Origin of the sequence: Rhodococcus sp. BL-253-APC-6A1W (assembly GCF_012843405.1) — a bacterium.
GTDB lineage: Bacteria > Actinomycetota > Actinomycetes > Mycobacteriales > Mycobacteriaceae > Rhodococcus.
In genome coordinates this window covers 258,391-284,185 of sequence record NZ_JABAFB010000003.1, presented here as the reverse complement: position 1 = coordinate 284,185, position 25,795 = coordinate 258,391, and the positions used below count along the sequence as shown (strand labels likewise).

24 protein-coding genes and 1 other RNA gene are annotated in these 25,795 nt (G+C 68.5%); 10 read left to right on the top strand and 15 right to left on the bottom strand.

The window, feature by feature from the left end:
- Positions 1-26 precede the first annotated feature (26 nt).
- From HF877_RS05955 to HF877_RS05915, 9 genes are all read right to left on the bottom strand, one after another.
- A complete protein-coding gene (locus HF877_RS05955; RefSeq protein ID WP_169620242.1) occupies positions 27-533 on the bottom strand; it encodes a hypothetical protein in 507 nt (168 codons plus the stop codon).
- A gap of 40 nt (positions 534-573) precedes the next feature.
- Complete coding sequence (locus tag HF877_RS05950; protein WP_206036650.1) at positions 574-1,335, bottom strand: dipeptide/oligopeptide/nickel ABC transporter ATP-binding protein; 762 nt, start codon at positions 1,333-1,335, stop codon at positions 574-576.
- Entirely contained in the window at positions 1,332-3,023 is a 1,692-nt protein-coding gene (locus HF877_RS05945) for a dipeptide/oligopeptide/nickel ABC transporter permease/ATP-binding protein (protein WP_346765073.1), read from the bottom strand. The genes HF877_RS05950 and HF877_RS05945 overlap by 4 nt, the downstream gene beginning before the upstream one ends.
- Positions 3,020-4,015, bottom strand: a complete 996-nt coding sequence (locus HF877_RS05940) for an ABC transporter permease (protein WP_169620241.1) — start codon at positions 4,013-4,015, stop codon at positions 3,020-3,022. The genes HF877_RS05945 and HF877_RS05940 overlap by 4 nt, the downstream gene beginning before the upstream one ends.
- A gap of 3 nt (positions 4,016-4,018) precedes the next feature.
- On the bottom strand, positions 4,019-5,662 hold the full coding sequence (locus HF877_RS05935) for an ABC transporter substrate-binding protein (protein ID WP_169620240.1): 1,644 nt from the start codon (positions 5,660-5,662) through the stop codon (positions 4,019-4,021).
- A 162-nt stretch (positions 5,663-5,824) separates the two neighbouring features.
- The gene (locus tag HF877_RS05930) at positions 5,825-6,181 is read right to left on the bottom strand and encodes a DUF5655 domain-containing protein (RefSeq protein WP_169620239.1); all 357 of its coding nucleotides are present in this window, start codon (positions 6,179-6,181) and stop codon (positions 5,825-5,827) included.
- A gap of 64 nt (positions 6,182-6,245) precedes the next feature.
- On the bottom strand, positions 6,246-7,196 hold the full coding sequence (locus HF877_RS05925; protein WP_169620238.1) for an SURF1 family protein: 951 nt from the start codon (positions 7,194-7,196) through the stop codon (positions 6,246-6,248).
- A gap of 28 nt (positions 7,197-7,224) precedes the next feature.
- Complete coding sequence (locus HF877_RS05920; protein WP_169620390.1) at positions 7,225-7,680, bottom strand: low molecular weight protein-tyrosine-phosphatase; 456 nt, start codon at positions 7,678-7,680, stop codon at positions 7,225-7,227.
- 7 nt (positions 7,681-7,687) lie between these two features.
- A complete protein-coding gene (locus HF877_RS05915) occupies positions 7,688-8,377 on the bottom strand; it encodes an HAD-IA family hydrolase (protein ID WP_169620237.1) in 690 nt (229 codons plus the stop codon).
- 76 nt (positions 8,378-8,453) lie between these two features.
- Here HF877_RS05915 and HF877_RS05910 point away from each other — a divergent pair, with 76 nt between their 5' ends.
- The 3 genes from HF877_RS05910 (at position 8,454) to HF877_RS05900 (ending at position 11,554) form a co-directional block, all read left to right on the top strand.
- Complete coding sequence (locus HF877_RS05910; protein WP_169620236.1) at positions 8,454-9,599, top strand: Nif3-like dinuclear metal center hexameric protein; 1,146 nt, start codon at positions 8,454-8,456, stop codon at positions 9,597-9,599.
- 75 nt (positions 9,600-9,674) lie between these two features.
- On the top strand, positions 9,675-10,412 hold the full coding sequence (locus HF877_RS05905) for a C4-type zinc ribbon domain-containing protein (protein WP_169620235.1): 738 nt from the start codon (positions 9,675-9,677) through the stop codon (positions 10,410-10,412).
- Positions 10,361-11,554, top strand: a complete 1,194-nt coding sequence (locus HF877_RS05900; protein WP_206036648.1) for a bifunctional RNase H/acid phosphatase — start codon at positions 10,361-10,363, stop codon at positions 11,552-11,554. Before HF877_RS05905 ends, HF877_RS05900 begins: the two co-directional genes overlap by 52 nt.
- 143 nt (positions 11,555-11,697) lie before the next feature.
- Here the strand turns inward: HF877_RS05900 and HF877_RS05895 are convergent, their stop codons facing one another.
- Both HF877_RS05895 and HF877_RS05890 read right to left on the bottom strand, forming a co-directional pair.
- Positions 11,698-12,963, bottom strand: coding sequence for a lipase family protein (locus HF877_RS05895; protein ID WP_169620233.1), 1,266 nt, complete (start codon positions 12,961-12,963; stop codon positions 11,698-11,700).
- A 103-nt stretch (positions 12,964-13,066) separates the two neighbouring features.
- A complete protein-coding gene (locus HF877_RS05890) occupies positions 13,067-13,585 on the bottom strand; it encodes a DUF1697 domain-containing protein (RefSeq protein ID WP_169620232.1) in 519 nt (172 codons plus the stop codon).
- Positions 13,586-13,708: 123 nt separating this feature from the next.
- Between HF877_RS05890 and rnpB the strand changes: the two genes are divergently transcribed.
- From rnpB to HF877_RS05870, 4 genes are all read left to right on the top strand, one after another.
- An RNA gene (rnpB, locus tag HF877_RS05885) (RNase P RNA component class A) lies at positions 13,709-14,120 on the top strand.
- 301 nt (positions 14,121-14,421) lie between these two features.
- Positions 14,422-14,601 (top strand): hypothetical protein, encoded by a 180-nt coding sequence (locus tag HF877_RS05880; RefSeq protein WP_169620231.1) that lies wholly within the window; start codon positions 14,422-14,424, stop codon positions 14,599-14,601.
- Between the two features lie 25 nt (positions 14,602-14,626).
- Entirely contained in the window at positions 14,627-16,036 is a 1,410-nt protein-coding gene (locus HF877_RS05875; protein WP_169620230.1) for an RNB domain-containing ribonuclease, read from the top strand.
- A 31-nt stretch (positions 16,037-16,067) separates the two neighbouring features.
- Complete coding sequence (locus HF877_RS05870) at positions 16,068-16,628, top strand: CHAP domain-containing protein (protein WP_346765081.1); 561 nt, start codon at positions 16,068-16,070, stop codon at positions 16,626-16,628.
- Between the two features lie 12 nt (positions 16,629-16,640).
- On the opposite strand, the gene pip is transcribed toward HF877_RS05870, so the two are convergent.
- From pip to panB, 3 genes are all read right to left on the bottom strand, one after another.
- Positions 16,641-17,603, bottom strand: a complete 963-nt coding sequence (gene pip / locus HF877_RS05865) for a prolyl aminopeptidase (RefSeq protein ID WP_169620228.1) — start codon at positions 17,601-17,603, stop codon at positions 16,641-16,643.
- Positions 17,603-18,046: a hypothetical protein gene (locus HF877_RS05860; RefSeq protein WP_169620227.1), complete on the bottom strand. Its 444-nt coding sequence runs from the start codon at positions 18,044-18,046 to the stop codon at positions 17,603-17,605. The genes pip and HF877_RS05860 overlap by 1 nt, the downstream gene beginning before the upstream one ends.
- A 174-nt stretch (positions 18,047-18,220) precedes the next feature.
- Positions 18,221-19,069, bottom strand: a complete 849-nt coding sequence (panB, locus tag HF877_RS05855) for a 3-methyl-2-oxobutanoate hydroxymethyltransferase (protein WP_169620226.1) — start codon at positions 19,067-19,069, stop codon at positions 18,221-18,223.
- 156 nt (positions 19,070-19,225) lie between these two features.
- Here panB and HF877_RS05850 point away from each other — a divergent pair, with 156 nt between their 5' ends.
- The 3 genes from HF877_RS05850 to HF877_RS05840 all read left to right on the top strand — a co-directional run bounded on the left by HF877_RS05850 (position 19,226) and on the right by HF877_RS05840 (position 25,232).
- The gene (locus HF877_RS05850) at positions 19,226-20,770 is read left to right on the top strand and encodes an alpha/beta hydrolase (protein WP_240952082.1); all 1,545 of its coding nucleotides are present in this window, start codon (positions 19,226-19,228) and stop codon (positions 20,768-20,770) included.
- An 84-nt stretch (positions 20,771-20,854) separates the two neighbouring features.
- Positions 20,855-22,192, top strand: a complete 1,338-nt coding sequence (glnA, locus tag HF877_RS05845) for a type I glutamate--ammonia ligase (protein WP_169620225.1) — start codon at positions 20,855-20,857, stop codon at positions 22,190-22,192.
- Positions 22,193-22,217: 25 nt separating this feature from the next.
- Positions 22,218-25,232 carry a bifunctional [glutamine synthetase] adenylyltransferase/[glutamine synthetase]-adenylyl-L-tyrosine phosphorylase gene (locus tag HF877_RS05840; protein ID WP_169620388.1) on the top strand — a complete coding sequence of 1,005 codons (3,015 nt, stop codon included), beginning with the start codon at positions 22,218-22,220 and terminating at the stop codon, positions 25,230-25,232.
- Positions 25,233-25,244: 12 nt separating this feature from the next.
- Here HF877_RS05840 and HF877_RS05835 read toward each other — a convergent pair whose 3' ends face one another.
- Positions 25,245-25,571: a hypothetical protein gene (locus HF877_RS05835; RefSeq protein WP_240952035.1), complete on the bottom strand. Its 327-nt coding sequence runs from the start codon at positions 25,569-25,571 to the stop codon at positions 25,245-25,247.
- Positions 25,572-25,795: the final 224 nt, after the last annotated feature.

Here is a 25,795-nt window from a genome sequence, read left to right as displayed (position 1 = left end):
CACGTCACGCTCGATCACACGAGTGGTCACCCCACGATGTCGTAGACCTCGTCCGCCGGCGCGGAGAGCAGTCGGTCTGCCATCTCCTGCTTGAGCACCGTCAGCCGTTCGTCCTCGGCTCGGGTGCGGTCGGCCTTGCGGCCGAGGGAGATGAACTCGTCGGTGACGAACCCTTCACGGATCTCGAGCCTGACGGTCTTCCCCCGGTAGGTGAGTTCGAATACGTACCGCTCGAGCGTCGCTCCGCGCTCGGGGCGTTCGAGTGCCGGGTCCACGGTGAAGCGGCCCTCGGTGACGCCGCGCGTGACAGCCTCGAATGTATCCCTTACCCCGGGGCCGCGGTGTGCGGTGACGGCCGAGATCTCGCGACGCTCGGCCGGTGCATCAGGGCTCAGAACCGGCAGGGCACGTTCGAGTACCTTGACGGCGTGCGCGACGCCACCGGGAAAACCCGGCCCGTGATACTTCATGATGTCGTCGACACCGAAACCGATGACGGTTCCGTTGTCGATGACCTCGAGCACTGCAGACATGGTCGATCCTCCTTGTGTTGACGTTGTTTTCGACGCTCGGTCAGCGGGAGCCGGACGCGGCGGCGACGAGTGCTGCGGTGTAGGCGTGCCGGGGACGGGCGAGAACCTCGCTCGCGCGGCCGGATTCGACTACACGGCCGCCCTGCATGACGACGATGTTCTCGCAGCTGCGTTCGGCGAGCGCGAGATCATGCGTGATGTGCACGACGGCGAGACCGGTGCCGGCGGCGAGTTCGGCCATCAGGTCCACGATCCCGATGCGTAGCGACGCGTCGAGGCCGCTGGTCGGTTCGTCGGCGAGCAGGAGGCGCGGGCGCGTCACCAGTGCCCGCGCGAAGGCCACGCGCTGTCGCTGTCCGCCGGACAGTTCGTGAGGGAAACGGTCCAGATAACGGGCCGTCGGTGTGAGGTGCACAGCGTCGAGAGCGGCGATCGCCGCTTCTCGCCGCTCGGTACGGTCACCGAGTCCGTGGATCACCATGGGTTCGGCGACGATGTCCCGGACCCGCAGTCCCGGTGGCAGCGACGCGTACGGGTCCTGGAAGACCATGTGCATGTCGCGGCGCACCTGTCGTCGTTGCCGTCCGCGGGCAGTCGTCACGTCGGTACCGTCGAAGATGATGCTGCCGGCGGTCGGAGTGACCAGTCCGGCGATCGCCCGCGCCACCGTGGACTTCCCGGCGCCGGAACCGCCCACCAGGGCGACCGATTCGCCCGCCGCGACCCGCAGGGAGACATCGGATACGGCGGGCACACCGTCGAACACCACGGACAGCGATCGGATGTCGAGCAGCGGGCTCACCGTGCGGCCTCGAGCAGCGCGGGGCGGAGCCGGGGAGCGGATTCGACGAGGTGCCGGGTGTAGGGATGTTCGGGTGCTCCGGTGATCTGCGAGACCGGGCCGATCTCCACCAGGTCTCCGTCCTTCATCACGGCGATGCGGTCGGCGATCCGCTCGATGACCGGGAGGTTGTGGGTGACCACCAGTAGCGCCAGCGAGTGCCGGGTCCGCAGGTCGTCGAGCAGTGCGAGCACTTCGGCTTCGCGGAGCACGTCGAGGCCGCTGGTGGGCTCGTCGGCGATCAGAACGTCCGGATCGTTCGCCAATGCCATCGCGATGACGACACGCTGGCGCATGCCCCCGGACATTTGATGCGGGTAGGCGTCGGCGCGATCGGCACCGAGACCCACCTGGGCAAGCAGGTCGAGCGAGCGTGCCCGCGCGTCGGCGCGGCTGCAGGAACGGTGTGCCCTGACGGCTTCGTCCAGTTGAGAGCCGATGGTCGTCACCGGGTTCAGGGCGCTCAGGGCCTCCTGCGGAACGAGAGCGATGCGGTTGCCGCGCACGGCGCGCAATTCCGCGGGCGTCATGGCCGCGACGTCCCGGCCGGACACCAGCACGCGCCCGGACACGATGTGTGCCGCGGGCGGCAGTAGGCCCACCGCGGCGGCGGCGACGGTGGACTTCCCGCTGCCGGATTCGCCGACCAGGCCGAGCAGTTCGCCGGGTGCGATCGAGAACGACACGCCGGTGGCGCCGCGTCCGTCCGCGCCGTAGCGGACGGTGAGGTTGTCGACGACCAGGGGGTGCTGCACGTCGTCGGCGACGGTCTCGGGGGTCGCCGCCCGGAGGCGCGACCGGCGAGAGGCTTTGCGCGGTAGAAGGATCGGCCGTGTCCGCTCTTCGATGGCGTTGCCGAGCAACGCGAACCCCAGCACCGTGACCGCGATCGCGATGCCGGGCGGCAGGACCCACCACAGCCACGCATCGGTCAGGAATGCGTTGCGGGAGTGGGCCATCGACAGCATCGACCCCCAGCTGGCCGCCGAGATGTCGCCGAGCCCGAGGAACGACAGCGAGGCCTCGAGCAGGATCGCCGTCTTCACGGCGAGGACGAACTGCGGAACGACGAGTGGGACCACCGCGGGTGCGATGTGGCGGCGGAGCACATAGCCCGCGCTCGCGCCCATCGCTCGCTGGGCCTGGATGTGATCGCGCTCGCGCAGGGTGAGGACCTGCGCGCGCAGTTCACGGGCCATGCCGGCCCAGAGGACGGCGGAGATGACCATGATCTGGGTGCGCAGGCCCGGACCGGCGAACACGCCGATCACGATGGTCAGTGGCAATACCGGGAGGGACAGCACGACGTCGACGGCGCGCATGAGAACGGTGTCGAGGACACCGCGCGCATAGCCTGCGACGACACCGACGAGTGTGCCGATCGCGGTGGCGACGGTTGCGGCGACCACACCGACGAACAGGGAGACACGGGCGCCGTGAAGCAGCATCGACAGCAGGTCGTGCCCGACGTCGTCGGCGCCGAGCCAGTGCTGCCAGGACGGAGACGCGAACGGCCGTGTCGCGCGCTCGGCCGGGTCGAAGGGGGAGAGCCACGGCGCGGTCAGCGCGCACAGCACCAGGATTCCGAGGATTACCGCGCCGGCCGTTGCGAGTCGCTGCGACCGTGTCTTCGTACCGAGAATGCTCACACGGTCACCTCTTCGTGAGTCGTGGCGGAGGTCCGGTCGCGACGGACCCGGGGATCGAGCAGGGGATAGGTCAGGTCGGCGACGATGTTCGCGGCGACGATGCCGACCGTGGCGAGCAGGAACGCGCCCTGCAGGAGTGGGTAGTCACGCGCGGTCACGGCGTCGAAGGTGAGTTTGCCGAGACCGGGATATGCGAAGACGGATTCGACGACGACCGCACCGGACAGCAGGACGCCCACGGTGAGCGTGAGGGTGGTGTAGACGGGCAGCAGCGCATTGCGCAGGGCGTGCCGGACCGCGACGCGGAACTCGCTCAGGCCCTTCGCCCGCGCGAGCCGGATGAACGGCTCGTCGAGGACCCCGACCATCGACGCCCGGGTCATGAGGAAGAACCCGCCGACACCGGCAATCGTGAGCGTGGCGACGGGAAGCGCCATGCGCGAGGCGACTTCGAGCAGCCATTCCCCGCCGGTGGAGGTGATGGCCGCTGCCCCGTAGGACGGGAACCAGCCGAGGGTCACGGAGAACACCGCGATGAGGATCATGCCGATGAAGAAACCGGGCATCGAATCGAGAACGAGAATGCCGACGACGGTTCCGGTTTCCTTGCCGGTGCCGCGGCGCCAGGCCGCCCAGGCACCGAGAAGGGTGCCGATGAGGAACGCCAGGAGGGTGCCGATACCTATCAGCGCAACCGTCCAGGGCAGCTTGTCCCACAGGACGTCGACCACGGGCCGGTTGTGCTGCACGGAGATTCCGAGATCTCCGTGCAGCAGACCGGACCAGAACGAGAGGTATTGCTCGAGGATCGGCCGGTCGAGTCCGTACTCGGCGCGCATCTGCGCGATGTACTTGGGATCGAGGGCCTGCTGGTCGCCGCCGTAGAGGTATTCGACGGGATCGCCGGGCGCCAAGTAGGGCAACGCGAAGTTCAGCGTCACCGCCGCCCACAACACGAGCGCGTATTGCCCTGCTCGACGCACGACGGTCATGGGTCAGTCCTGGGGTGCTTGTGCGTTGGCTGCCTCGACGACGTCCGCCGGCAGGAACGACCACTTGTGGACGATGCCGTACCCCGGGGTTTCGATCCATCCACCGAACGTGTCGGCGCGGAAGGCCCAGTACTCGTCCGGGTAGTACAGGGCGATGGCGGTCGGCTGGCGGTTGAACAGCTTCTGCATGTCCTGCATGGCGGCGATGCGCGCGTCGTTGGTCTCGGTGGCTTTCCACGCGTCGTACAGGGCGTCGAACTCCGGGTAGGCGAGGTCCGGGTGCTTCCACAGGTTGCCGGAGCGGTGCGACATGATGAACTGCGTCGAATCGGCCACTGCGTGTGGGCTGTTCGTGGTGACCATCATGTCGTAGGTCTTCTTGGACGACGCATCGGAGAACGATCCGGAGTCGAGCGGGGTCACGGTGACGGCGATGCCGATCTCGGCGAAGTCCTCGACGAGCAGTTCGGCGGCGCGGACCTGCGGTGCGTTGCCACCGTTGACGGCCAAGGTGAAGGTCGCCGGTTCGCCGGCGGGATTCTCCCGGGTGCCGTCGCCGTCACGGTCGGTCCAGCCGAGGCGGTCGAGCAGTGCCGTGGCCTGCTCGGCGTCGTAGGGGGTCGAGGCGTCGGGGTCGGCGATCGGCGCGTCGGGATGGACGTAGCCCTGTGTGCCGGGACGGCCCTGACCGAGTCCGACGACGTCGAGCAACTGGTCGCGATCGACCGCGAGGTTCAGCGCCGCGCGGAAGTCGGCCTGTGCGAACGGTTCCCGGGTGAAGTTCAGTTTGAGTTCCGGGTAGCTCAGCGGCGCGACGGTGATCACGCCGATGTCGTTCGAGGCGGTGAAGCGGTCCACGAGTTCGGGTGTGAGCGCGCGGTCGGCGGCGTCGATCTGGCCGGAGCTGAGCGCGGTGAACGCGGCGGCGTTGTCTTCGATGACCGGCATGACGAGTTCGTCGACGGTCGGGGTACCCGCGAAGTAGTCCTCGTTCGCCTCGAAGCGGTACCCGCTGGTCGGGCTGTAGTCGACGAGCACGAACGGGCCGGTGCCGATCGGAAGGTCCGTGACGGCTTTGGCCTCGGCAGGGTCGACCTTCGACCACACGTGCTCGGGGATGATCGGCAGGTCCGCGAGTGTGACGGGGCCCAGTTCGGGGCACGAGTAGTCGCACACGAAGCGGACCGAGTCCTCGTCCACGGCGTCGACCGTGGATATGGACGGCGTGTCGTTGACGTGGTGGGTGTAGCGGCCGGTGGGGGCGGCGTGCATGTAGTGGAAGCTGAAGACGACATCGTCTGCTGTGAACGCCTCGCCGTCGTGCCAGGTGACGTCGTCGCGGAGGTCGACCTCCCAGGTGGTCGCGTCGACCTGGCGGACGTCGGTGGCCAGCCACGGCTGGGGGTCGGCGACGTAGGGGGACGGCGACAGAAGCTTGTCGTAGATCAGCTCGGTCATCTGGTCCGTCTGGCCGGCGAAGATGTTGAGGGGCCCGGAGTCCTTGGAGGCGGCGATGGTGAGCGATCGGGCCGAGGACGGTCCCGGAGCCGACTCTGCCGCGGTGCTCGACCCGCCGCATGCTGCAACGAGAAGCGCCGGCGCGAGAACGAGGGGCAGGGCGTGAGAATGCCGGAGTGTGCGCGTCAACTGAGTTCACATTCTGCTGAAGGGAAGTACACGGCCGCACCACCCGAGGTAAGGCAATCCTTAGTGCGGTAAGGCTACCTTAATCCAGATCCGGGCATAAAAGGCAACCGCCCCCTCGTGTGAGGGGGCGGTTGTGTTGTCTCCGGAGAACGGACGGTTCGGCTACGGGCCGGGCTCCGCAGCCGTGTCGTAGGCCTCGCGCAGGAGTTCGGCCAGATGGTCGTCGAACCCGGCGGCGTCCGCGAGACTCAAACGGTGGGTGGTGATCGGGCCGGTCGGGAACGCCTCACGGAGAGCCGCGTGGTGCACCCGCCGCGGAAGATCGAGGGCGACTTCGAGCTTGGAGGCGTACACGAATGCGGCAGCGAATGTGCGGCCGCGGGACCACGAGATCTCCGACGCGTGCACGCGCTCCTCGATGTCGTCACCGAGGTCGAGAACCATCGTGCGGAATCGCAGGAACGCCTCGATTGCGGCCGGGTCCTTGTCCGCCAGGTAGTCCTCGACCGTGGCGTACATCAGGGCTCCTCGGAAAGTCGGTCGGCGGAAATGCGGTCGGCAGACGTGCGGTCGGCCCAGCCTGTCACCGGGACCGTCCGTAACGGTCGGCGAGCTTGTCTTCACGGGACGGCGGCGCTGCAGGAGCCGGCGCGTCGGCCGGTGCGGTGCCGGCGGGCACGGTGTCGTCAGCATCGTCGGTGAGCGCAGTGCTCTCCGACTTACGGAGGTCCGAACCGCGGCTGTCCGACTTCGCGGTGTCCGAGGCGTCGGCATCCGGCCCGGCGATCGTCGCGGCCTTCGCCTTCCGGCGTTCGCGGAGTTCTGCCCACACGAAGTAGCCGAGACCGAGCGGCGCCATGATGCCGAACGCGAGCCACTGGAGACCGTAGGAGAGGTAGGGGCCGGCGTCGAGCTGTGGCAAGGGGATGGTGCCGAGTCCGCCGGGCTGACCGTCGTCGAGCTGGAGGTAGACGTCCTCGAGCGGAAGCCCGGTGACCTGCGCGACCTGCGGGGCGTCGATGAAGTAGACCTGCTGATATCCCGCGTCGGTGAACGGGTCCTTGCCGGCCACGGTGCCCTCCGACATCCGGATCCGAGCGTCGAGGGAGACGTCTCCGGCCGGTGCGGGCGGGACCTCGGGTACCGCGGTGCCCTGCACCGGGCGGACGAAACCGCGGTTGACGAGGATCATCCGCCCGTCGTCGAACTCGAACGGAGTGAGGACTTCGTAGGCGGGACGGCCGTCGATGTTGCGCAGCCGCACGAGTACGTCGGAGTCGGGGAGATACGAACCCTGGGCCACGACCCGTCGCCACTCGTCGTCCACCGTGGGGCCGGGGCCGGCGAGAAGGTCACCGACCGGCACCGGATCCTCGGACATGGACGCGGCGAGACGATCGTTACGTTCCTCGGTGCTGGTGTTCTTACCCAGCTGCCACGGGGCGAGGACGGTGAAGCACGCGTAGGCGAAGCCGCCGACCACCAGGGCCAGGACCAGCCAGCTGGGACGGAGGAGAAACGTCAATCGGCGCACGTGTCCACGGTAGACGGTGAGGTAGGTCTCACTGCTGCCGCACCCAGTCGAGCAGCGCGGGAATCGCACCCTCGATCTGGTCGCGGACCTGCTCGAACTCGGGGAGCCCGCCGTAGTACGGATCGGGCACCGAATCGCCGTCGGCATCCGGGTCCAGCGATCGCAGCAGGACGCGCCGCTCCGCCGGGACACCCAGGTGCGCCACCGCCCGATCGTGGTGGGTGGTCATCGACACCACCAGGTCTGCGGAAAGATGCGACGGTCCGAGTTCGGCCGCGACATGCCCGGTCGGGTACCCGTGCCGCTGCAGCACCGCGTTCGTCCGCGGGTCGGCCTCGGCGCCGACATGCCAGCCGTGCGTGCCGGCGCTGCTCACCCGCACCCGGTCGCCGAGTCCTTCGCGGCGCACGTGCTCGGCGAAGATCTTCTCGGCCATCGGAGACCGGCAGATGTTGCCGGTGCACACGAACGTCACGTGGAGCACGTCGTCGTCAGCGGCCACCCGTGAGCACCTCGCGAAGTTCGTCGACACTGGTCGCGATGCGGGCGGCGGCCTGCCCCTCGGTGGCGTCGCCGTAACCCCATTCGACGAAGACCGTCGGTATGCCCCAGCGTCCCGCGCCGTGGATGTCGTGCTCGCGGTCACCGACCATCACGACGCCGGTGGTCCCTGCTTCGACCGGCCGGATACCGAGGGCTTCGAGGCTGTGCGCGACGACATCGGATTTCGCGCGCCGCGTTCCGTCGTCACTCGCCCCGCCGATGAACTCGAAGTACGGCGCGAGCCCGAAGTGGTCCAGGATGCGTTCGGCGAAGGACTCCGACTTCGATGTCGCGACCGCGAGGCGGCTCCCTGCGGCGCGCACGGCGTCGAGCAGGGGTTCGACGCCGTCGAACACCGCGTTCTCGGCCCAGCCTGTCGCCGAGTAGTACTCCCGGTACGCCTCGATCCCTGCGGCGATCCGGTCCTCGTCGAGCCCGAGTGCGAGCAGGCTGTCGCGCATGGGCGGACCCAGCAGTCGGTGGAGGTTGCCCGTGGGTGGAGCGAACCCGACGGTGTCGGCCGCGTGGAGAAATCCGTTGATCACGCCGGTCGCCGAGTCCGTGAGCGTTCCGTCGAGGTCGAACAGGACAACCGGGGCGGGCAGGAGCAGTGGCTGTGGTTCGACGAGAAGGGTCACGCATCCATTGTCCTCGGTTCGGGCACACCGCGCCGCGTAGGGTCGTCGGGACAGCCGAGACAACCCAGGAGGACACGTGACTGCGCCGTCGCTGCGTGAGGTGATCGACGTACTCGATACCGCGTATCCACCGTCGCTGGCCGAAGGGTGGGACTCCGTCGGACTGGTAGCGGGCGACCCCGCCGACCCGGTCCACAAGGTGCTCCTCGCAGTCGACGCCACCGCCGATGTCGTCGACGAGGCACTCGAGTGGGGTGCGCAGTTGCTCTTCGTCCACCACCCGCTGCTGCTGCGCGGCGTCGACACGGTGGGCGCGCACACCCCGAAAGGCGCGTTGATCCACCGGCTCATCCGCGGAGGCTGCGCGTTGTTCACCGCGCACACCAATGCCGATCGGGCGAATCCCGGCGTGTCCGACGCCCTCGCCGAGGCACTCGGGCTGACCGGACTGCGACCGCTCGAGGCCAAGCCCGAACCGGCCACCGACAAATGGGTGGTGATGGTGCCGTCCGGTTCCGCCGACAGCGTCCGGCAGGCGTTGTTCGATGCCGGTGCGGGAGCGCTCGGCAACTACACGGAGTGCTGCTGGACCACTTCCGGCACCGGCCAGTTCCGTCCCGTCGGCGCAGCCGATCCCGCACTCGGCGTCCTCGGGGAACTCGAGCACGTCGAGGAAGCTCGTATCGAGGTGATCGCTCCGCGACGTTCCCGCTCCCGGGTGCTCGCCGCCCTGCGCGCCGCCCATCCCTACGAGGAACCGGCGTTCGACGTGCTCGAACTCGCCGAACTCCCGAGTGCTCGCGGGCTGGGGCGGGTCGGGGAGCTACCCGAGACGATGACGCTCGCCGAGTTCACCGAGTCGGTGGCCGCGGCCCTGCCCGCCACCGTGTGGGGAGTACGCGCCGCAGGCGACCCGGAGCGGCCGATCCGGAGCGTCGCGGTGTGCGGGGGATCGGGCGATTCGTTCCTCGGCGCGGTCGCGGCGCTCGACGTGGATGCCTACGTCACAGCGGACCTCCGGCACCACCCCGCCGACGAGCACCTGCGCGCCGGGGGTCCCGCACTCGTCGATGTCGCACACTGGGCGAGCGAGTATCCGTGGTGCGCTCAGGCACGTGACGTTCTCGACGCGGCATTCGCCGGCCGGGACGGCTGGCAGGCGCGGGTGAGCCGGTTGCGAACCGATCCGTGGACGACCGCCGCGGTGCGCGCGGTACCGTAATCAGCTACGACCCGTCTCCGGGGCTGTCCGTCATCCCCGCCCATCGAGGCCCCACCGAAAGCAGGAACCACCCGAGTGAACGTCGAATCCGCAGTGCAGTCCAAGCTTCTGTCTCTCGCCGCCGTGGACGCGGAGCTGAATCGCCTTGCGCACCGCCGTCGCACCCTGCCGGAACAGCAGACGGTGGACCGGCTCCAGTCCGACCGCAACGCGCGTAAGGATGCGGCCGTGGCCGTCGAGATCATCCTCGACGATCTCGATCGCGACATCCGCAAGCTCGAAGGGGAGATCGAAGCGGTGCGCATGCGTGCACAGCGCGATCGGACGATGCTCGAGAGCGGGTCGGTCGGCTCGAAGCAGCTCACGGAACTGCAGCACGAACTCGGAAGCCTCGAACGCCGTCAGGGGGCGCTCGAGGACGACCTCCTCGAGGTGATGGAACGTCGCGAGGCGTCGAAGGGCGACCACGATCACGCCGGGGCGCAGGTCTCGCAGATCGACGATCAGCTCGCCGACGCGACCCGCGCTCGTGACGAAGCCCTCGCCGACATCGACGTCGCCGAGCAGCGGTGCCGCAGCGACCGCGCGGCCCTGATCGGTGCGCTGCCCGAGGACCTGGTGGCGTTGTACGAGAAGCAGCGCGAACAGACCGGCATCGGCGCGGCACTGCTGCAGGGACGCCGCTGCGGTGCCTGCCGCCTCGAGCTCGACCGGGGCGAGATCGCCCGGATCGCGGCCGCACCTGCCGACGCGCTCGTGCGATGCCCGGAGTGCAACTCGATCTTGGTGCGTACCAAGGAATCCGGACTGTGACCCGGGTCGTCGTCGAAGCGGACGGCGGCTCGAGAGGAAATCCGGGACCGGCGGGCTACGGTGTCGTGGTGTTCGACGCCGACCATCGGACCGTCCTCGCCGAGCGGCACGCGAGCATCGGGCGGGCCACCAACAACGTCGCCGAATACCGGGGACTGCTCGCGGGGCTGACCGCCGCCGCGGAACTCGGGGCGGACGAGGTGGACGTCCGTATGGATTCCAAGCTCGTCGTGGAGCAGATGTCGGGCCGCTGGAAGATCAAGCATCCCGACATGATTCCGCTCGCCGCGGCGGCGCGGGAGACGGCGGCGAAGTTCCGCCGTGTCGACTACACGTGGATTCCGCGCGCCGAGAACGCGTACGCCGACCGTCTTGCGAATGTGGCCATGGACGCCGCTGCCGAGGCACTCGTCTCCGGCGAGGAGACGCTCGTCCTCGCAGAGTCGTCCTCGTCGCCTTCGGTCGCGGCGACGACTCCGCCGGCCGCGACGACTCCGGCACCCACGGCGCCGGGCTGGACGGGCGCGACCGGTTCGCCGACACGGCTCCTGCTGTTGCGGCACGGCCAGACACCGCTGTCGGTGGAACGCCGCTACTCGGGGCGGGGCAACCCGCCGCTCACCGAACTCGGTCGTGAACAGGCCGTTGCCGCCGCGCGCCGGATCGCGGCACGAGGAGGCGTCGCCGCCGTGGTGTCGTCACCGCTCGGCCGCGCCCGCGAAACCGCCACCGTGGCCGCGGACGCCCTGGATCTGCCCGTGACGGTGCACAACGGCCTGATCGAGACGGATTTCGGCGAGTGGGAGGGCCTCACGTTCGGTGAGGCCGCCCAGCGCGACCCGGACATTCACCGCGCGTGGCTCGGCGACACCTCGGTGCGTCCGCCCGGTGGCGAGAGTTTCGACGAGGTCCACACGCGGATTGCCGCCGCGCGAGACGATCTGGTGTCGGAGTTCGGGGGAGTGACCGTACTCGTCGTCTCCCACGTCACTCCGATCAAGACCTTCCTGCGGCTCGCGCTGGATTCGGGTCCGTCCCTGCTGTACCGGCTGCACCTGGACCTGGCGTCGCTCAGCACCGCGGAGTTCTATCCGGACGGCGGATCCTCGGTGCGTCTGGTCAACGACACTTCGCATCTGTAACACGCGATATCCCGGTTCACGGGAGCAGCGATGAAAAGAGTGGCCGCGCAGGCATGTCGGGGGGTGCCTGCGTGGCCACTCACATCATGTATCGCTGCGATCGGTGAGGCGTTACCGGCCGCCGAGCTTTTTTCGAACTTTCCTTACGCGCCGCAGGTCGTTGTCGCGGGGACGCCGGCGAATCGCTGGTCCAGCCAGTCCATGCCCTCCACCAGAGCGGGGAAAAGTCCGACGACGTGCCCGAATCCTGTCTTGGTGAACGCCGGGGGAACGTCGTATCGCTGATAGGTGACGGTCGCTCCGGTGAGGCACCACTTGCCGACCATCGTGTCGACGCCCGACACGAGCACGAAATCGTCCCCGGTGGCCTGCGCCACGAACACCGGAGCGGACGGGGTCCGGTTGCCGAGTTCCTGTTCGGCCACGAGCGAGGCCCACGGCTCCTCCGAGAGATGCTCGACGATCGGCCGGCCGTCAACGGTGTTCCGGGTGGTCGAGGAGAACGGGTCGAGCAGCGGTGCGTCGAACACGCACGCATTTTCGGCGCGGCCGAGAATATCGAGGCCCGCGGGATTGAACACCGCCAGCATGTCGTCGGCGTGCTGCGGGTACGCGGAGACGAACCCGTTGACGACCCAGCCGATGCCACCCGACAAGAACGAACCGTCGCCTGCGACCGCCAGATCCCTCAGCGACGCGGGCGGTGATCCCGCGACCGCACCGGCGACCGGCAGTTCCGGGGCGTAGGTCGAGGCGAGTTCGGCGGCGGAGGCGGCAGCCATACCGCCCTGCGAATAACCCCAGAAGGCGATCGGGCCGTCCTCATCCACACCGAGAGTCCCCAGCGACCGGGTAGCGCGGGCGAGGTCGAGCATCGCGTGCCCCTGAGAGGCGCGGTTGAGATAGGGGTGGACTCCGGCGGTGCCGAGCCCTTCGTAGTCGGTGACCGCGACCGCGTAGCCGCGCGCGAGGAGCGGACCGATCTGGAGGTGCTCGTACTCCTGGCCGAAGGTCATGAGCTTGGACGGGGCACACTGATCGCCCATGCCATGAGTGCCGGGCCCGACCACGACGGTGGGCCGTGGGCCGTCGCCGGCCCACGGCAGTGCCGGGACCATCACGGTGCCGACGACGGCGACAGGCTTGTCGGTGGCGCTGGTGCTGCGATACATCACGCGGGTAACCGAGGCGTCGAGCACGGCGGGGGTGCCGGGGATGATTGCGGCGACCGACGGGGCAGTGCGCAGTACGTCTCCCGGCGAACCGGAACTCAGGTCGGGCGTGGCGTAGAAGTCGTCCGCCTGTGCGGCGGGGCCGGGCACCGCCGGCTGGGCGGCTGCGGTGGTCGTCGCGCCGAGGGAGAGTCCTGCGAGAGCGGCTCCGGCAAGCAGTCGTGCGGCAATCCGCATGTGTGTCCTTCGAGTCCGGATTCATGTGCCGCGACTGCGGCCCCCGGGGAGGGTAACTGCACTTACGAGGACGTCCGAGGATTTGCTTACTTGTGGTGACAAGTCACAGCAACTTGCGGAGTGTTTTCAGATTTCGAGAGGTGGTGACCGCCTTGTACCGACCGGACCCGGGCTTCCTCCCCAGCGCGCTGTCCAGTGTGCTGCCCTTCTCGACCTGCCAGTACAGGACCCCCGCACCCGGTGCGGCGCACTCGATGTCACTGTCGAGACGGTCCGCATCCGCGGCCAGGGCGTCGAGAACATCGGGGTCGGACACGAACACCACATAGGAATGCCGGTCCTCGCGGTCTCCGAAGGGGTAGGCCGCCACGATGTCCGCCACCCGCGACTGCTCGACGACAAAGGTGTAGGCGTCGTACCCGAAGCGCTCGGTCAGCGCGCTTTCGAGGGCGGGTTTCAGCGACGCGGCATCGTCGTCGGAGTCGAACAGCACATTGCCCGACGCGAGCACGGTGCGGACGTCGCGATGTCCCGCCGCGGAGAACAACTCCGCCAGATCGGCCATCTTGATCCGGATACCGCCGACGTTGATCCCGCGCAGGAAAGCCACGTACCGAGTCATGCGGTTCACGGTAGTTCTCCCGCGGCGGGCCGGGAGGGCGATAGGCGGTGGTCGCACGGCGGCAGACGGCACGGGGTCCGTGCGTCGTATCCCCGCGTGGGCGCGCTACGCTGTCCGGGCGGACGAGTTGGCCGGGCGACCGCGGAACAGGGAACCGGCACCGGACGGTGTCAGGCCCTGCGTCGAGGAAAGTCCGGACTCCACAGAGCAGGGCGGTTGTTAACGGCAACCCGAGGTGACTCGCGGGACAGTGCCACAGAAAACAGACCGCCTGCCCCTCGCGGGCAGGTAAGGGTGAAACGGTGCGGTAAGAGCGCACCAGCACCCCGGGTGACCGGGGTGGCTAGGTAAACCCCGCCCGGAGCAAGGTTGAAGGTCGCATCGCTGCGCGGTGCGTCTGCGCAGGTGCTCGAGGGCTGCTCGCCCGAGCCTGCGGGTGAACCGCTCGAGGTACCCGGCAACGGTGTGCCCAGATGGATGGTCGCCACCCCGCTTCGGCGGGGGACAGGATCCGGCTTACAGGCCGACTCGTCCGCCCTGCATCCCTGTCCCACCCCGCCGACGCGCGTGCCCGCCCCGGTCGGTCGACGGCATCGCCGCCGCCGGGAGTCGCTCAGAGCGGTCCGACGACCAGCAGGTGGGCCCAGTACGAGGCGGACTCGGGGCCTACATAGGGCAGCAGTGCATCGAAAAGGATGTACGACACGTGTGATCTCCTTCGGTCGGTGACGATCTTGTGGTCCGGCCGACGCTACCAGCTGCGCCGGTAGCCGAGTTTCGCCGAAACCGCGCCCGATATACCGGGTATCGCGCCGCTGTTCGGGCACACTGGGGCCATGAGTGACGACGGTTGGTATTTCGATGTGAAGACCGGCAAGGTGACCCAGGGCAAAGATCCCAGCGCCCTCAACCGCATGGGTCCGTACCCCGACCGGGAGACCGCCATGCGGGCCCTCGACATCGCTGCCGCCCGCAACAAGGCAGCCGACGACGCGGACGACGAATGGAACAAGTGATCGCGCGACGAGGAGCCCCGCCGCTTTGGTGACCACACCCATCGTCGTCGCACCGGAGATCGATTTCACCGGTGTCCGCGCCGAGTTCGGCCTCGTCGACGAATTCCCCGACGAGGCGCTCGCAGAGGCCCGGACGGCGACCGACAGATTCGCTTCGGAGCGCGACGATCGCACAGATCTGCCCGTGGTGACGATCGATCCACCCGGTTCGATGGACCTCGACCAGGCACTCCACCTCGAGCGCACCGACACCGGATTCGTGCTCCACTACGCGATCGCCGACGTGTACGCGGTCGTCGAACCCGGCGGTGCGCTGGATCTCGAGACGCACCGCCGCGCGCAGACCTTCTACCTTCCCGACGGGTCGGTGCCGCTGCACCCGCGGGTGTTGTCGGAGAACGCGGCCAGTCTGCTCCCGGGCGCGGTCCGACCGGCCGTGTTGTGGCGCATCGAGATGGACGAGTACGCAGAGCCCGTCGCAATCTCCGTGTCGCGGGCCCGCGTCCGCTCGGTGGCGCGACTCGACTATGCCGGTGTGCAGCGCGATGCCGATGCGGGCACCCTCCATCCGTCGATCGCGGCGCTACCCGAGTTCGGGCGGTTGCGCGAAGTCGCGGCGCGGGCACGGGGCGCGATCGAACTGAGACTCCCCGAGCAGGACGTGGTCGAAGACGGTGACGGCTGGCGACTCGACATCGAACCGCGCACCGAGGCCGACGACTGGAACTCGCATGTGTCGTTGCTGACCGGAATGTGCGCGGCGCGCATCATGATCGACGCGAAGACCGGGCTGCTGCGCACGTTGCCGCCCGCCGATCCCGACGCTGTCGCCTCTCTCCGCCGAACCGCCTGTTCGCTGGGCGTCGAGTGGCCGGGCGGCATGTCGGTGGGCGCCTTCCTCGCCGGTCTCGACGCGAATCTGCCCACCACGCTCGTTCTCATGAGCGAGGCGCCGACGCTGCTGCGCGGCGCGTCCTACGTCGCATTCGACGGGGAACTGCCGGAACTGACGGTGCACGGCGCGATCGGCGCCGCCTACGCGCATGTCACCGCGCCGCTGCGCCGGCTGTCCGACCGCTACGCCACCGAGGTGTGCCTTGCGGTGTCCTCGGGTACCGAGTTGCCCGGCGATGTGCGCGACACCCTGGGTCTGCTGCCGAAGATCATGTCCTCGTCCGATTCGCTCGCCGGCAAGGTCGGGCGCGCGTGCATCGACCTCGCCGAAGCGGTCGTGCTGTCGTCGCGGGTGGGGGAGACCTTCGACGCCACGGTCCTGAAGGACGCCACCGAGCGACGCGACGCCGAGATCTTCATCCCGTCGGAGACGGTGATCGCGCAATGCACCGGCACACCCGCGGAGGGACAGCGCGTCACGGTCCGCCTGGTACTCGCCGACCCGGCGTCCCGGAGAGTGCAGTTCGCCTGTGAACCCTGAACGGACCGTCGGGCGCCGACCGCTCGCGGCGATCACGGCGGTCGTGGTGGTCGCCGTGGCTCTTGTTGCCGCGACCGTGTGGTGGAGTGCCCCCAACAGGTTGTTCCCCTGGGACAGTGCATCGTTCCCGGACGTGGACACGTCGGCGCTGTCACCGACGCAGGTGCAGATCGTCGAGTTGCTCGAGGATCAGCACGACGCGCAACGGCCCGGGACGTTCTACTCCGAGGACGTCCGGGAGCCGTGGTGTGCGGACTTCGTCAGCTGGATCATGCGGGAAGCCGGTGTGCCCCTGGCTAATCCGCATTCCGGTCACTGGCGTATCCCGGGGGTGTACACGCTCGGGGAGTACTACGAGCAGACCGGCCGCTTCGAACCCTCCGGATCGGGCTACCGCCCCGCCGTCGGCGACGTGGTGCTCTACCACAGCTCACTGGGTTTCGGGCAGCGTGAACACACCAACATCGTGATCGCGGTGGAGGGCAGCACCGCAACCACCGTGGGCGGCAACGAGTTCGGTAAGATTCGCGTCCACACCCTCGATTGGGAGGGCGACGGCGCCGTGGTCGGTTTCGGGCGGTTGCCCGCCTGAACCGACGGCGGACTACCGGAACCGGTCCGTGGCCTCCAGGAGTTCATGGGTGATACCGGGTTCGGTTGCCGCGTGACCGGCATCGTCGACGATGCGCAGATCGGACTGTGGCCAGGCCCGATGCAGATCCCATGCGCTGCGCGCCGGACACACTACGTCGTAGCGGCCCTGCACGATCACCCCGGGAATGCGGTGCAGCAGATGCGCGTCGCGCAGAATCCGACCGTCCTCGAGAAAACCACGGTGGTAGAAGTAATGGTTCTCGATCCGCGCGAACGCGAGGGCGAACCGGGGTTCGGAGGTCTCCGCAACGCGGTCGGGATGGGGTAGCAGCGTGCTCGTGGCGCCTTCCCACGTCGACCATGCGATCGCGGCGTCCAGTGCCACGTCCGGGTCGGGGGAGTGCAGCAGACGGTGATAGGTGTCGACGGGATGCTCCCCGGGTTCCGCCGCGGCGAGTGGTGCGGTGAATCCCTCCCACAGATCGGGGAACACCTCTCCCGCACCGCCGTTGTAGTACCAGTCGATCTCGCTGCGCCGTAGCAGGAAGATTCCGCGCAACACCAGTTCGGTGACGCGGTCGGGGTGTCGCTGGCTGTAGGTGAGCGCGAGGGTCGATCCCCACGAGCCACCGAAGACGAGCCACTGCTCCACGCCCAGGTGGGTGCGCAGTCGTTCGATGTCGGCGACCAGATGGTCGGTCGTGTTGACCGACAGGTCTGCCCCGTCTGCGACGTGCGGGAGCGATCGGCCGCAACCGCGCTGATCGAACAACACGATGCGGTAGGCATCGGGGTCGAAGAACCGGCGCTGCATCGGCGACACGCCGCCGCCGGGCCCGCCGTGCAGGAACACCGCAGGCTTGCCCGCGGGGTTGCCACTGACCTCCCAGTACAGTTGCTGACCGTCACCGACGTCGAGCATGCCCTGCTCGTACGGTTCCAGCGGCGGATACAGCTCGCGGCGCTCGTTCATCAGAAGCCGACGAGACCGGATGCGAGATCGGGAATTTCGAGTGCGGTGATCGCTTCCTGCCGCACCTCGGGGCACTGCTCGGACGTGATCGTGTCGATCCGTGCCCGATCACCGGCGAGTGCGAGGAGGTCGACGCCGTTGGCCCCTGCCCATTCGCCGATGAGGATGTTGAGCCCACCGCGGCCGACCGACGGGGTGTACGTGCGCCACGGCGACAGTTGCGCCTCCAGCCGGGTGCACAGATCTTCCGCCTGACCCTCGGTGACGCCGGCGTCACCGGACTGCGGAGACCGCGTTGCCGAGGAGGTCGCCTCGGTAGACGACGACAGTTCTGTGCTGGAACCGGTCTGCCCGGATTCGGGCGCCGGAGCGCATGCCCCGAGAACGCCGATCATGGCGGCTGCGATGGCGGCCGCAGCCGGCACCTGTCGTAATCGGTTCATGGATTCACACCTCGTCTGTCGCGGCTCGGGTCGTGGTCGCCGTCGAGTGTGCCACCGAATCCTGAGGGTGCGGTGAGGCCGCCCCGCCGGAACCGGGGGACGAACGTCACACAACGGCAAGCCCTTCCGCGGCATACCGCAGGAAGGGCTTGCCGTTGCGTCGAGGGCGTCTGCTCAGAACGAATGCTCGGGACCGGGGAACGTGCCTTCGGCCACCTCGTGCGCGTACTGGGACGCGGCGCGACGCAGTTCGTCGCCGACAGCACCGAACTTCTTGACGAACTTCGCGGTCTTGCCGCTGGTGTAGCCCGCCATGTCCTGCCACACGAGAACCTGCGCGTCGCATTCGCTTCCGGCGCCGATGCCGACCGTCGGGATGGTGAGCTTGCCCGTGACCTGACCGGCCAGTTCGGCAGGCACCATCTCCATCACGACGGAGAATGCGCCGGCTTCCTGAACCGCCATCGCGTCGGCGACGAGCTGCTCGGCACCGTCACCGCGGCCCTGGACGCGGAACCCGCCGAGCGTATTGACCGACTGTGGGGTGAAACCGATGTGCGCCTGCACGGGGATGCCGGCCGCGGTGATCGCCGCGATCTGCGGGGCGACCCGTTCGCCGCCTTCGAGCTTGACGGCGTGGGCGCCGCCTTCCTTCATGAACCGGATGGACGTCGCGAGAGCCTGTTCGGGAGACGCTTCGTAGCTACCGAACGGCAGGTCCGCGATGACGAGAGCGTGCGGCGCGCCCCGCACGACGCCGCGGACCAGGGGGAGCAGTTCGTCGACGGTGACCGGAACGGTGGTGTCGTAGCCGTAGACGACGTTCGCTGCGGAGTCGCCCACGAGGAGGACCGGGATCCCGGCTTCTTCGAAGATTCGGGCCGAGGAGTAGTCGTAGGCGGTCAGTTCCGCCCAGCGGCGGCCTTCGGCCTTCATCGCCTGCAAGTGATGGACTCGAGTCTTGCGCTTGGGGGTATCGGCGGGAGCGGCGCCGCCGTATACGGACGTCATGTTGTCGGACATCGCTGTCCCTTTCTGCCTCGAGGCCCTAGGGGTCCCCGGGTTGGGTGATGACCGTCTCAGTCTGCCACCGCAGGTCGCTGCACAAACACCACGTGGCGGTGCGATTGGTCACAGCGTCGGCGCTCTGTCGGCTCATGGGACGATCGTCGGGTGTCGATGTCCCCCCGTATGCACGTTCTCCGCCTCGTCTCGCTCGCCGTTGTCGCAGGTCTCGCCGTCCTGGGCTGCTCGGCGCCGGGCAACAGCACGCAGCCGCCGTCGGATGTCGCGGTGCCGGGCGAACTCGAGAAGTTCTACCGCCAGGCGGTGCGGTGGGAGTCGTGCGCGGGATACGGAACCGACGGTCGCTACCTTGCCCTCAACGGTGTGGAGTGCGCCCGGATCACGGTGCCGCTCGAGTACGACGATCCCGACGGACAGACCGTCTCGCTCGCGTTGTCGCGGTCCCGGGCCGGCGGGGACCGGATCGGTTCACTGCTGACGAACCCCGGCGGGCCGGGCGCGTCGGGGTTGTCGCTCGCGCTGGCCGGAGAAGGCACCCCGCTCGCCGAGCGCTTCGACGTCATCGGGATGGATCCGCGGGGAATCGGCGCCTCGGAACCGCAGATCGTGTGCGGCACGGACGCCGAGACCGACGCCGATCGCGCCCTCGACCCCGGCGACACCACCAGTGAGGGCATCGCGCGAGCCGAGAAACTCAATCGGGAGTACGCGGATCTGTGCGCCGAGCGCACCGGGCCGGAGGTGCTGGCGCACGTCGGCACCCGCGAGGTGGTGCGCGACATGGATGTCGTGCGCGGGGTGCTCGGCGACGATCAGCTCACCTACCTCGGCTACTCGTACGGCACCAGGCTCGGCGCGGAGTACGCCGCAGCGTTTCCCGACCGGGTGCGGGCGATGGTGCTCGACGGTGCCATCGACCCGGACCAGGATCCCGTCGAGGAGATCGTGTTGCAGGCGGAGGGCTTCCAGCGCGCGTTCGAGGAGTTCGCGCGCTACTGCGCCGACTACGACGGATGCCCGCTCGGCGACGATCCTGCGGCGGCAGTGGACCGGTTCCGCGCCCTCGTCGGCCCGCTGCTCGACACACCCGCGCCCACCACCGACCCCCGCGGCCTGAGCTACGGCGACGCGATCACCGGGGTCCAGCAGGGGCTGTACTCACCGTCCTTGTGGGGCTCGTTGCGCGGCGGACTGGACTCGCTTGCGAGCAGCGGTACCGGCGACACGCTCCTGCGGCTCGCCGACCTGTACGAGGGTCGCGGCGACGACGGCACCTACAGCAACATCACCGCCGCGTTCGACGCGGTGCGATGCGTCGACGACGTACCCGTCACCGACCGGGTGCTCGCCGGAGAACTCGACACCCGGTTCCGTGAGGCGGCGCCGTTCCTCGACGACGGGCGCGGCAACGGTTCCGCCGCTCTCGACACGTGTGCTTTCTGGCGCGTCCCGCCCACCGTGGACGGCGAGGATGCGGACCTGTCCGGTCTGGCTCCCGTGCTCGTGGTGTCCACTACCGCCGATCCCGCGACCCCGTATCTCGCGGGAGTCGAGCTCGCGGGTCATCTCGGCGGTGCGCTGCTGAGTTTCGACGGGACCCAGCACACGGTCGTGCTCGACGGCGAGAAATGCGTCGACGACGCTGTGACCAGGTATTTGATCGATCTCGAGGTCCCCGAAACCGATCCTCACTGCTGAATCCGGCACGATGTGAGCGACACGCCACTGTCCCAACGCGCGTATGTAACACGGAATTAACGGATGATGCCTACTCTCGCGGATATGGATCGCCAGAAGGAGTTCGTGCTCCGCACCCTCGAAGAGCGCGACATTCGGTTCGTTCGTCTCTGGTTCACCGACGTCGTCGGCACCCTGAAATCCGTGGCGATCGCCCCGGCCGAACTCGAGGGAGCCTTCGAAGAGGGCATCGGGTTCGACGGTTCGGCGATCGAGGGATTCTCCCGGATCTCGGAAGCCGACATGGTCGCCCGCCCGGACGCGACAACCTTCCAGGTGCTGCCGTGGACCGACGACCGGGGCCACCAGTACTCCGCGCGCATGTTCTGCGACATCACCATGCCGGGTGGAACGCCCAGCTGGGCCGATCCTCGGCACGTGCTGCGGCGTCAGCTCAACAAGGCGTCCGACCTCGGCTTCAGTTGCTACGTGCATCCCGAGATCGAGTTCTTCCTCGTGGAGAACGGTGAAGAGGGTGCCGCGCCGGTGCCCGCCGATACGGGCGGTTACTTCGACCAGTCCGTCCACCGGTCCGCCCCGCACTTCCGGCGCCACGCCATCGACGCGCTCGAGTCGATGGGCATCTCGGTGGAGTTCAGCCACCACGAGACGGCTCCCGGCCAGCAGGAGATCGACCTGCGATACGCCGACGCGCTGTCCATGGCGGACAACGTCATGACCTTCCGCTACGTGGTCAAGGAGATCGCGATGCAGGAGGGCGTGCGCGCCACCTTCATGCCGAAGCCGTTCCGCGAGCACGCGGGCTCGGCCATGCACACCCACATGTCGCTGTTCGAGGGCGAGACCAACGCCTTCCACGACCCCGACGACCCGCTGCAGCTCTCGGCGACCGGCAAGGCGTTCATCGCCGGCATCCTCGAGCATTCCGGCGAGATCAGCGCCGTCACCAACCAGTGGGTCAATTCCTACAAGCGTCTCGTGCACGGCGGCGAAGCGCCGACCGCGGCGTGCTGGGGACCGTCGAACCGCTCGGCTCTGGTCCGTGTCCCGATGTACACGCCCAACAAGGCGTCGTCGCGCCGGGTGGAGATCCGCACCCCGGACTCCGCGTGCAACCCGTACCTGTCGTTCGCGTTGCTCCTCGCGGCGGGCATGCGCGGCATCGAGAAGGGCTACGAACTCCCTCCCGAGGCCGAGGACGACGTGTGGTCGCTGACGTCGGCGGAGCGTCGCGCGATGGGGTACCGCGAGCTGCCCACCGATCTCGACATCGCACTTCGTGAGATGGAAAAGTCCGAGCTGGTCGCCGAAACGCTCGGCGAGCACGTGTTCAACTATTTCCTGCGGAACAAGTGGCGCGAGTGGGAGAACTACCGTAGCCAGGTCACGCCTTTCGAGCTCGAGCAGTACCTGGGGCTGTAATCGGCCGGCGATGGCGGATGATGTGGTGGTGAAACCGCCGACTTCTCGTTCCACTGTCCCGGCTCCCGGTCGGCTCGGCCTCGTCGAGCCGACCGCGCCAGAAGAGCTGCAACGGCTCGGCTGGAACGACGCCGACAGCGTCGAACTGCTGTGGGCGCTGTCCCGCGCCGCCAATGCGGATCTGGCGCTGCGGACCCTGGCGCGCCTCGCAGACAGTCTCGGTGACGAAGGCTGGGCCGAACTCGATGCCGCGCTGCGTGCCGACAAGGGCCTGCGCGGCCGGCTGTTCGGCCTGTTCGGGGCGTCGTCCGCGTTCGGTGACCACGTGGTCGCGAATCCTGCCTGCTGGCGGCTGCTCGAAGGTTCCCTGGATCTGCCGGACAAGCACACCTTCACCGCGAGGATGCTCGACAGCGTCGGCGGGTATCCCGAGCCGGGCGGTCGCGTCGGCCGCCTGCTCTACCGCGCAGAGATCACCGGTCCCGCGGCGGTCGCGGCCTTACGGACCGCCTATCGCGACCAGCTCATGATCATCGCGGCGGCCGACCTCGCGGCGACCGTCGAGAACGAGCCGGTCGTTCCGTACCTCGAGGTCGGGGCGCTGCTCGCCGACCTCGCCGACGCCGCCCTCACCGCGGCTCTCGCGGTCGCCGTGACGACGGTGGTTCCCGACGAGCCGTGCCCGATCCACCTGGCGGTCATCGCCATGGGTAAATGCGGAGCGCGGGAACTGAACTACGTCAGCGATGTCGACGTGGTCTTCGTCGCCGAACCCGCGGATGCGCGCGCAAGCCGGATCGCGGGCGAAATGATGCGTATCGGCACCTCCGCCTTCTTCGAGGTCGATGCCGCCCTACGCCCGGAAGGCAAGAGCGGTGAGCTGGTGCGCACCCTCGAGTCGCACATCGCGTATTACAACCGGTGGGCCAAGACATGGGAGTTCCAGGCGCTCCTCAAGGCCCGGCCGATGGCCGGCGACTTCGATCTCGGCCGCCGGTACGTCGAGGCGCTGAGCCCGATGGTGTGGACGGCCTCCGAGCGCGAGGACTTCGTCCCGGAAGTCCAGGCGATGCGCCGGCGCGTCGAGGACCTGGTGCCCGCAGAACTGCAGGAACGCGAACTCAAGCTCGGCCGCGGCAGCATCCGCGACGTCGAATTCGCCGTCCAGTTGCTCCAACTCGTACACGGCCGCGTCGACGAGTCGCTGCGGGTCCCGAACACGGTCGAGGCGCTCGGTGCGCTCGCCGACGGCGGCTACATCGGCCGCGACGACGCCGCGAACCTCCGCGCGTCGTACGAGTTCCTCCGGTTGCTCGAGCACCGCCTTCAGCTCCAGCGACTCAAGCGCACCCACACGCTGCCGCCCGCGGACGACCGGGAGGCGCTGCGCTGGCTCGCCCGTGCGTCGCACATGCGTGCGGACGGGCGGAAGGATGCGCTCGGCGTGCTGGAATCCGAGATCAAGCGCAACTCGTCGCGGGTGCGGAAACTGCACGCGAAACTGTTCTACCGGCCGTTGCTCGAGTCGGTGAGCAAGCTCGACAAGGAGGCCGTACGGCTCTCGCCCGACGCGGCCGTCCGTCAGCTCGCCGCCCTCGGGTACAGCGCGCCCTCGCACGCGCTCGACCATCTGACAGCCTTGTCCGGCGGCGCGTCCCGTAAGGCGCGGATCCAGGCGATGCTGCTTCCGCAACTGCTCGAATACCTCGCCGACACAGTCGATCCCGATGCCGGACTGCTGGCCTACCGCCGTTTGTCCGACGCGCTGTACGACACCGTGTGGTTCCTGCGGGTGCTCCGCGACGAGCCGGCGGTGGCGGAACGCCTCATGACGGTGCTCGGATCGTCGGCGTACGTGTCGGACCTGCTCGTGAAGTCGCCCGAGGTGCTGCGCTTGTACGCCGACGGCCCGAACGGTCCGAGGTTGCTCGAACCGAAGCCTCCGGAAGTCGCCCGCGCGCTGGTCGCGTCGTCGTCCCGCTACGGCGACCCGGCGCGTGCGATCCTCGCCGCCCGCTCGTTGCGCCGCGCCGAACTGGCCCGGATCGCGAGTGCGGACATCCTCGGGATGCTCGACGTCCCCCAGGTGTGCGAAGCACTGTCGACGGTGTGGTCCGGGGTGCTCGAGGCCGCACTCACCGCCGTCATTCGCGCGTCGGAAAGCTCACGGGGACCGGCCCCCGCGCGCATCGCCGTGATCGGGATGGGTCGTCTCGGAGGTGCCGAACTGGGCTACGGCTCCGACGCCGATGTGCTGTTCGTCTGTGAACCGCACGCGGACGCCGACGACACCGACGCCGTGAAATGGGCGACGACCGTTGCCGAACAGGTCCGCAAGTTCCTCGGCGCGCCGAGCACCGATCCGCCGCTCGAGGTCGACCTGAACCTGCGGCCGGAAGGCCGTAGCGGACCGCTGGTGCGCACGCTCACCTCCTATGAGGCGTACTACACCCAGTGGGCCGAGGTGTGGGAGGTGCAGGCGCTCCTGCGGGCGCACGCTGTCGCCGGCGACCCAGACCTGGGCACGCGCTTTCTGCGCATGATCGACAAGGTCCGCTACCCGGAGGGTGGGCTGTCTCAGGAGGCGGTCCGCGAGATCCGCCGGATCAAGGCACGCGTCGATTCGGAGCGTCTCCCCCGCGGAGCCGACCCCGCCACCCACACGAAGCTGGGCCGCGGGGGACTTGCCGATATCGAATGGACGGTGCAGTTGCTGCAGTTGCAGCACGCGCACCACATCGGGGCGCTGCACAACACGTCGACGCTCGAGACCTTGGACGCGATCGGTGCGGCCGAGTTGATCAGCGCCGGGGATGTGGAGTTGCTGCGCGACGCGTGGATCACCGCCACCAGTGCACGCAACGCATTGGTGCTCGTCCGGGGTAAGCGCGCCGACCAATTGCCGGGTCCGGGAAGGCTTCTCACAGCGGTCGCGAGAGTGACAGGGTGGCAGGGCGAAGACGCCTCGGAGTATCTCGACCACTATCTGCGCGTGACCCGTCGTGCGCGAGCAGTGGTCGAGCGGGTGTTCGGTGCCTGACGGCGGCGGGGGTCAGTCGCAGAAGACGACCAGGGCAACCCCGCGCCAGACCTCCGTCTCGGTCTTGTCCCACTCTTCGGCGTCGGCGTCCCACGAGTATTCGACTTCGGTGTCGTAGCCGCGGTCGCGCTGCTCGGTCACGTTGCAGTTCCGCAGGGTGCTGCCCGCGCGGCTGAGGATGATGTATTCGACGCCGGCCTCGGACAGTGTTGCTTCGGCTTGCTCCTGGGACATTCCGACGGTCGAGATATCTGTCTGGGCACCGGCCACACCGGCGCCGATAGTGCTTATGAGCAGGGCGGCAGAGCATGCCGCAGCCCTGAGGATGTTTCTGCGCATCACGATCTCCTCCGGGAGACATGTCGTTCGGAGGTACTCGGCCGGGCACGAGCCCGGGTTCGACAGGGCCGAACGCGCAGGACGGTCTCGCACGACGACCGGATACGCAACGACAGGCGTCGCGTCGGCAACGGACGCGGCGACCGGAGAATCCGGTGCCGTGACGCAGGCGGCGTATCCCTGTCTTTGCCCCGACGCAAAGAAAACGTTCTCCATCACCTGAG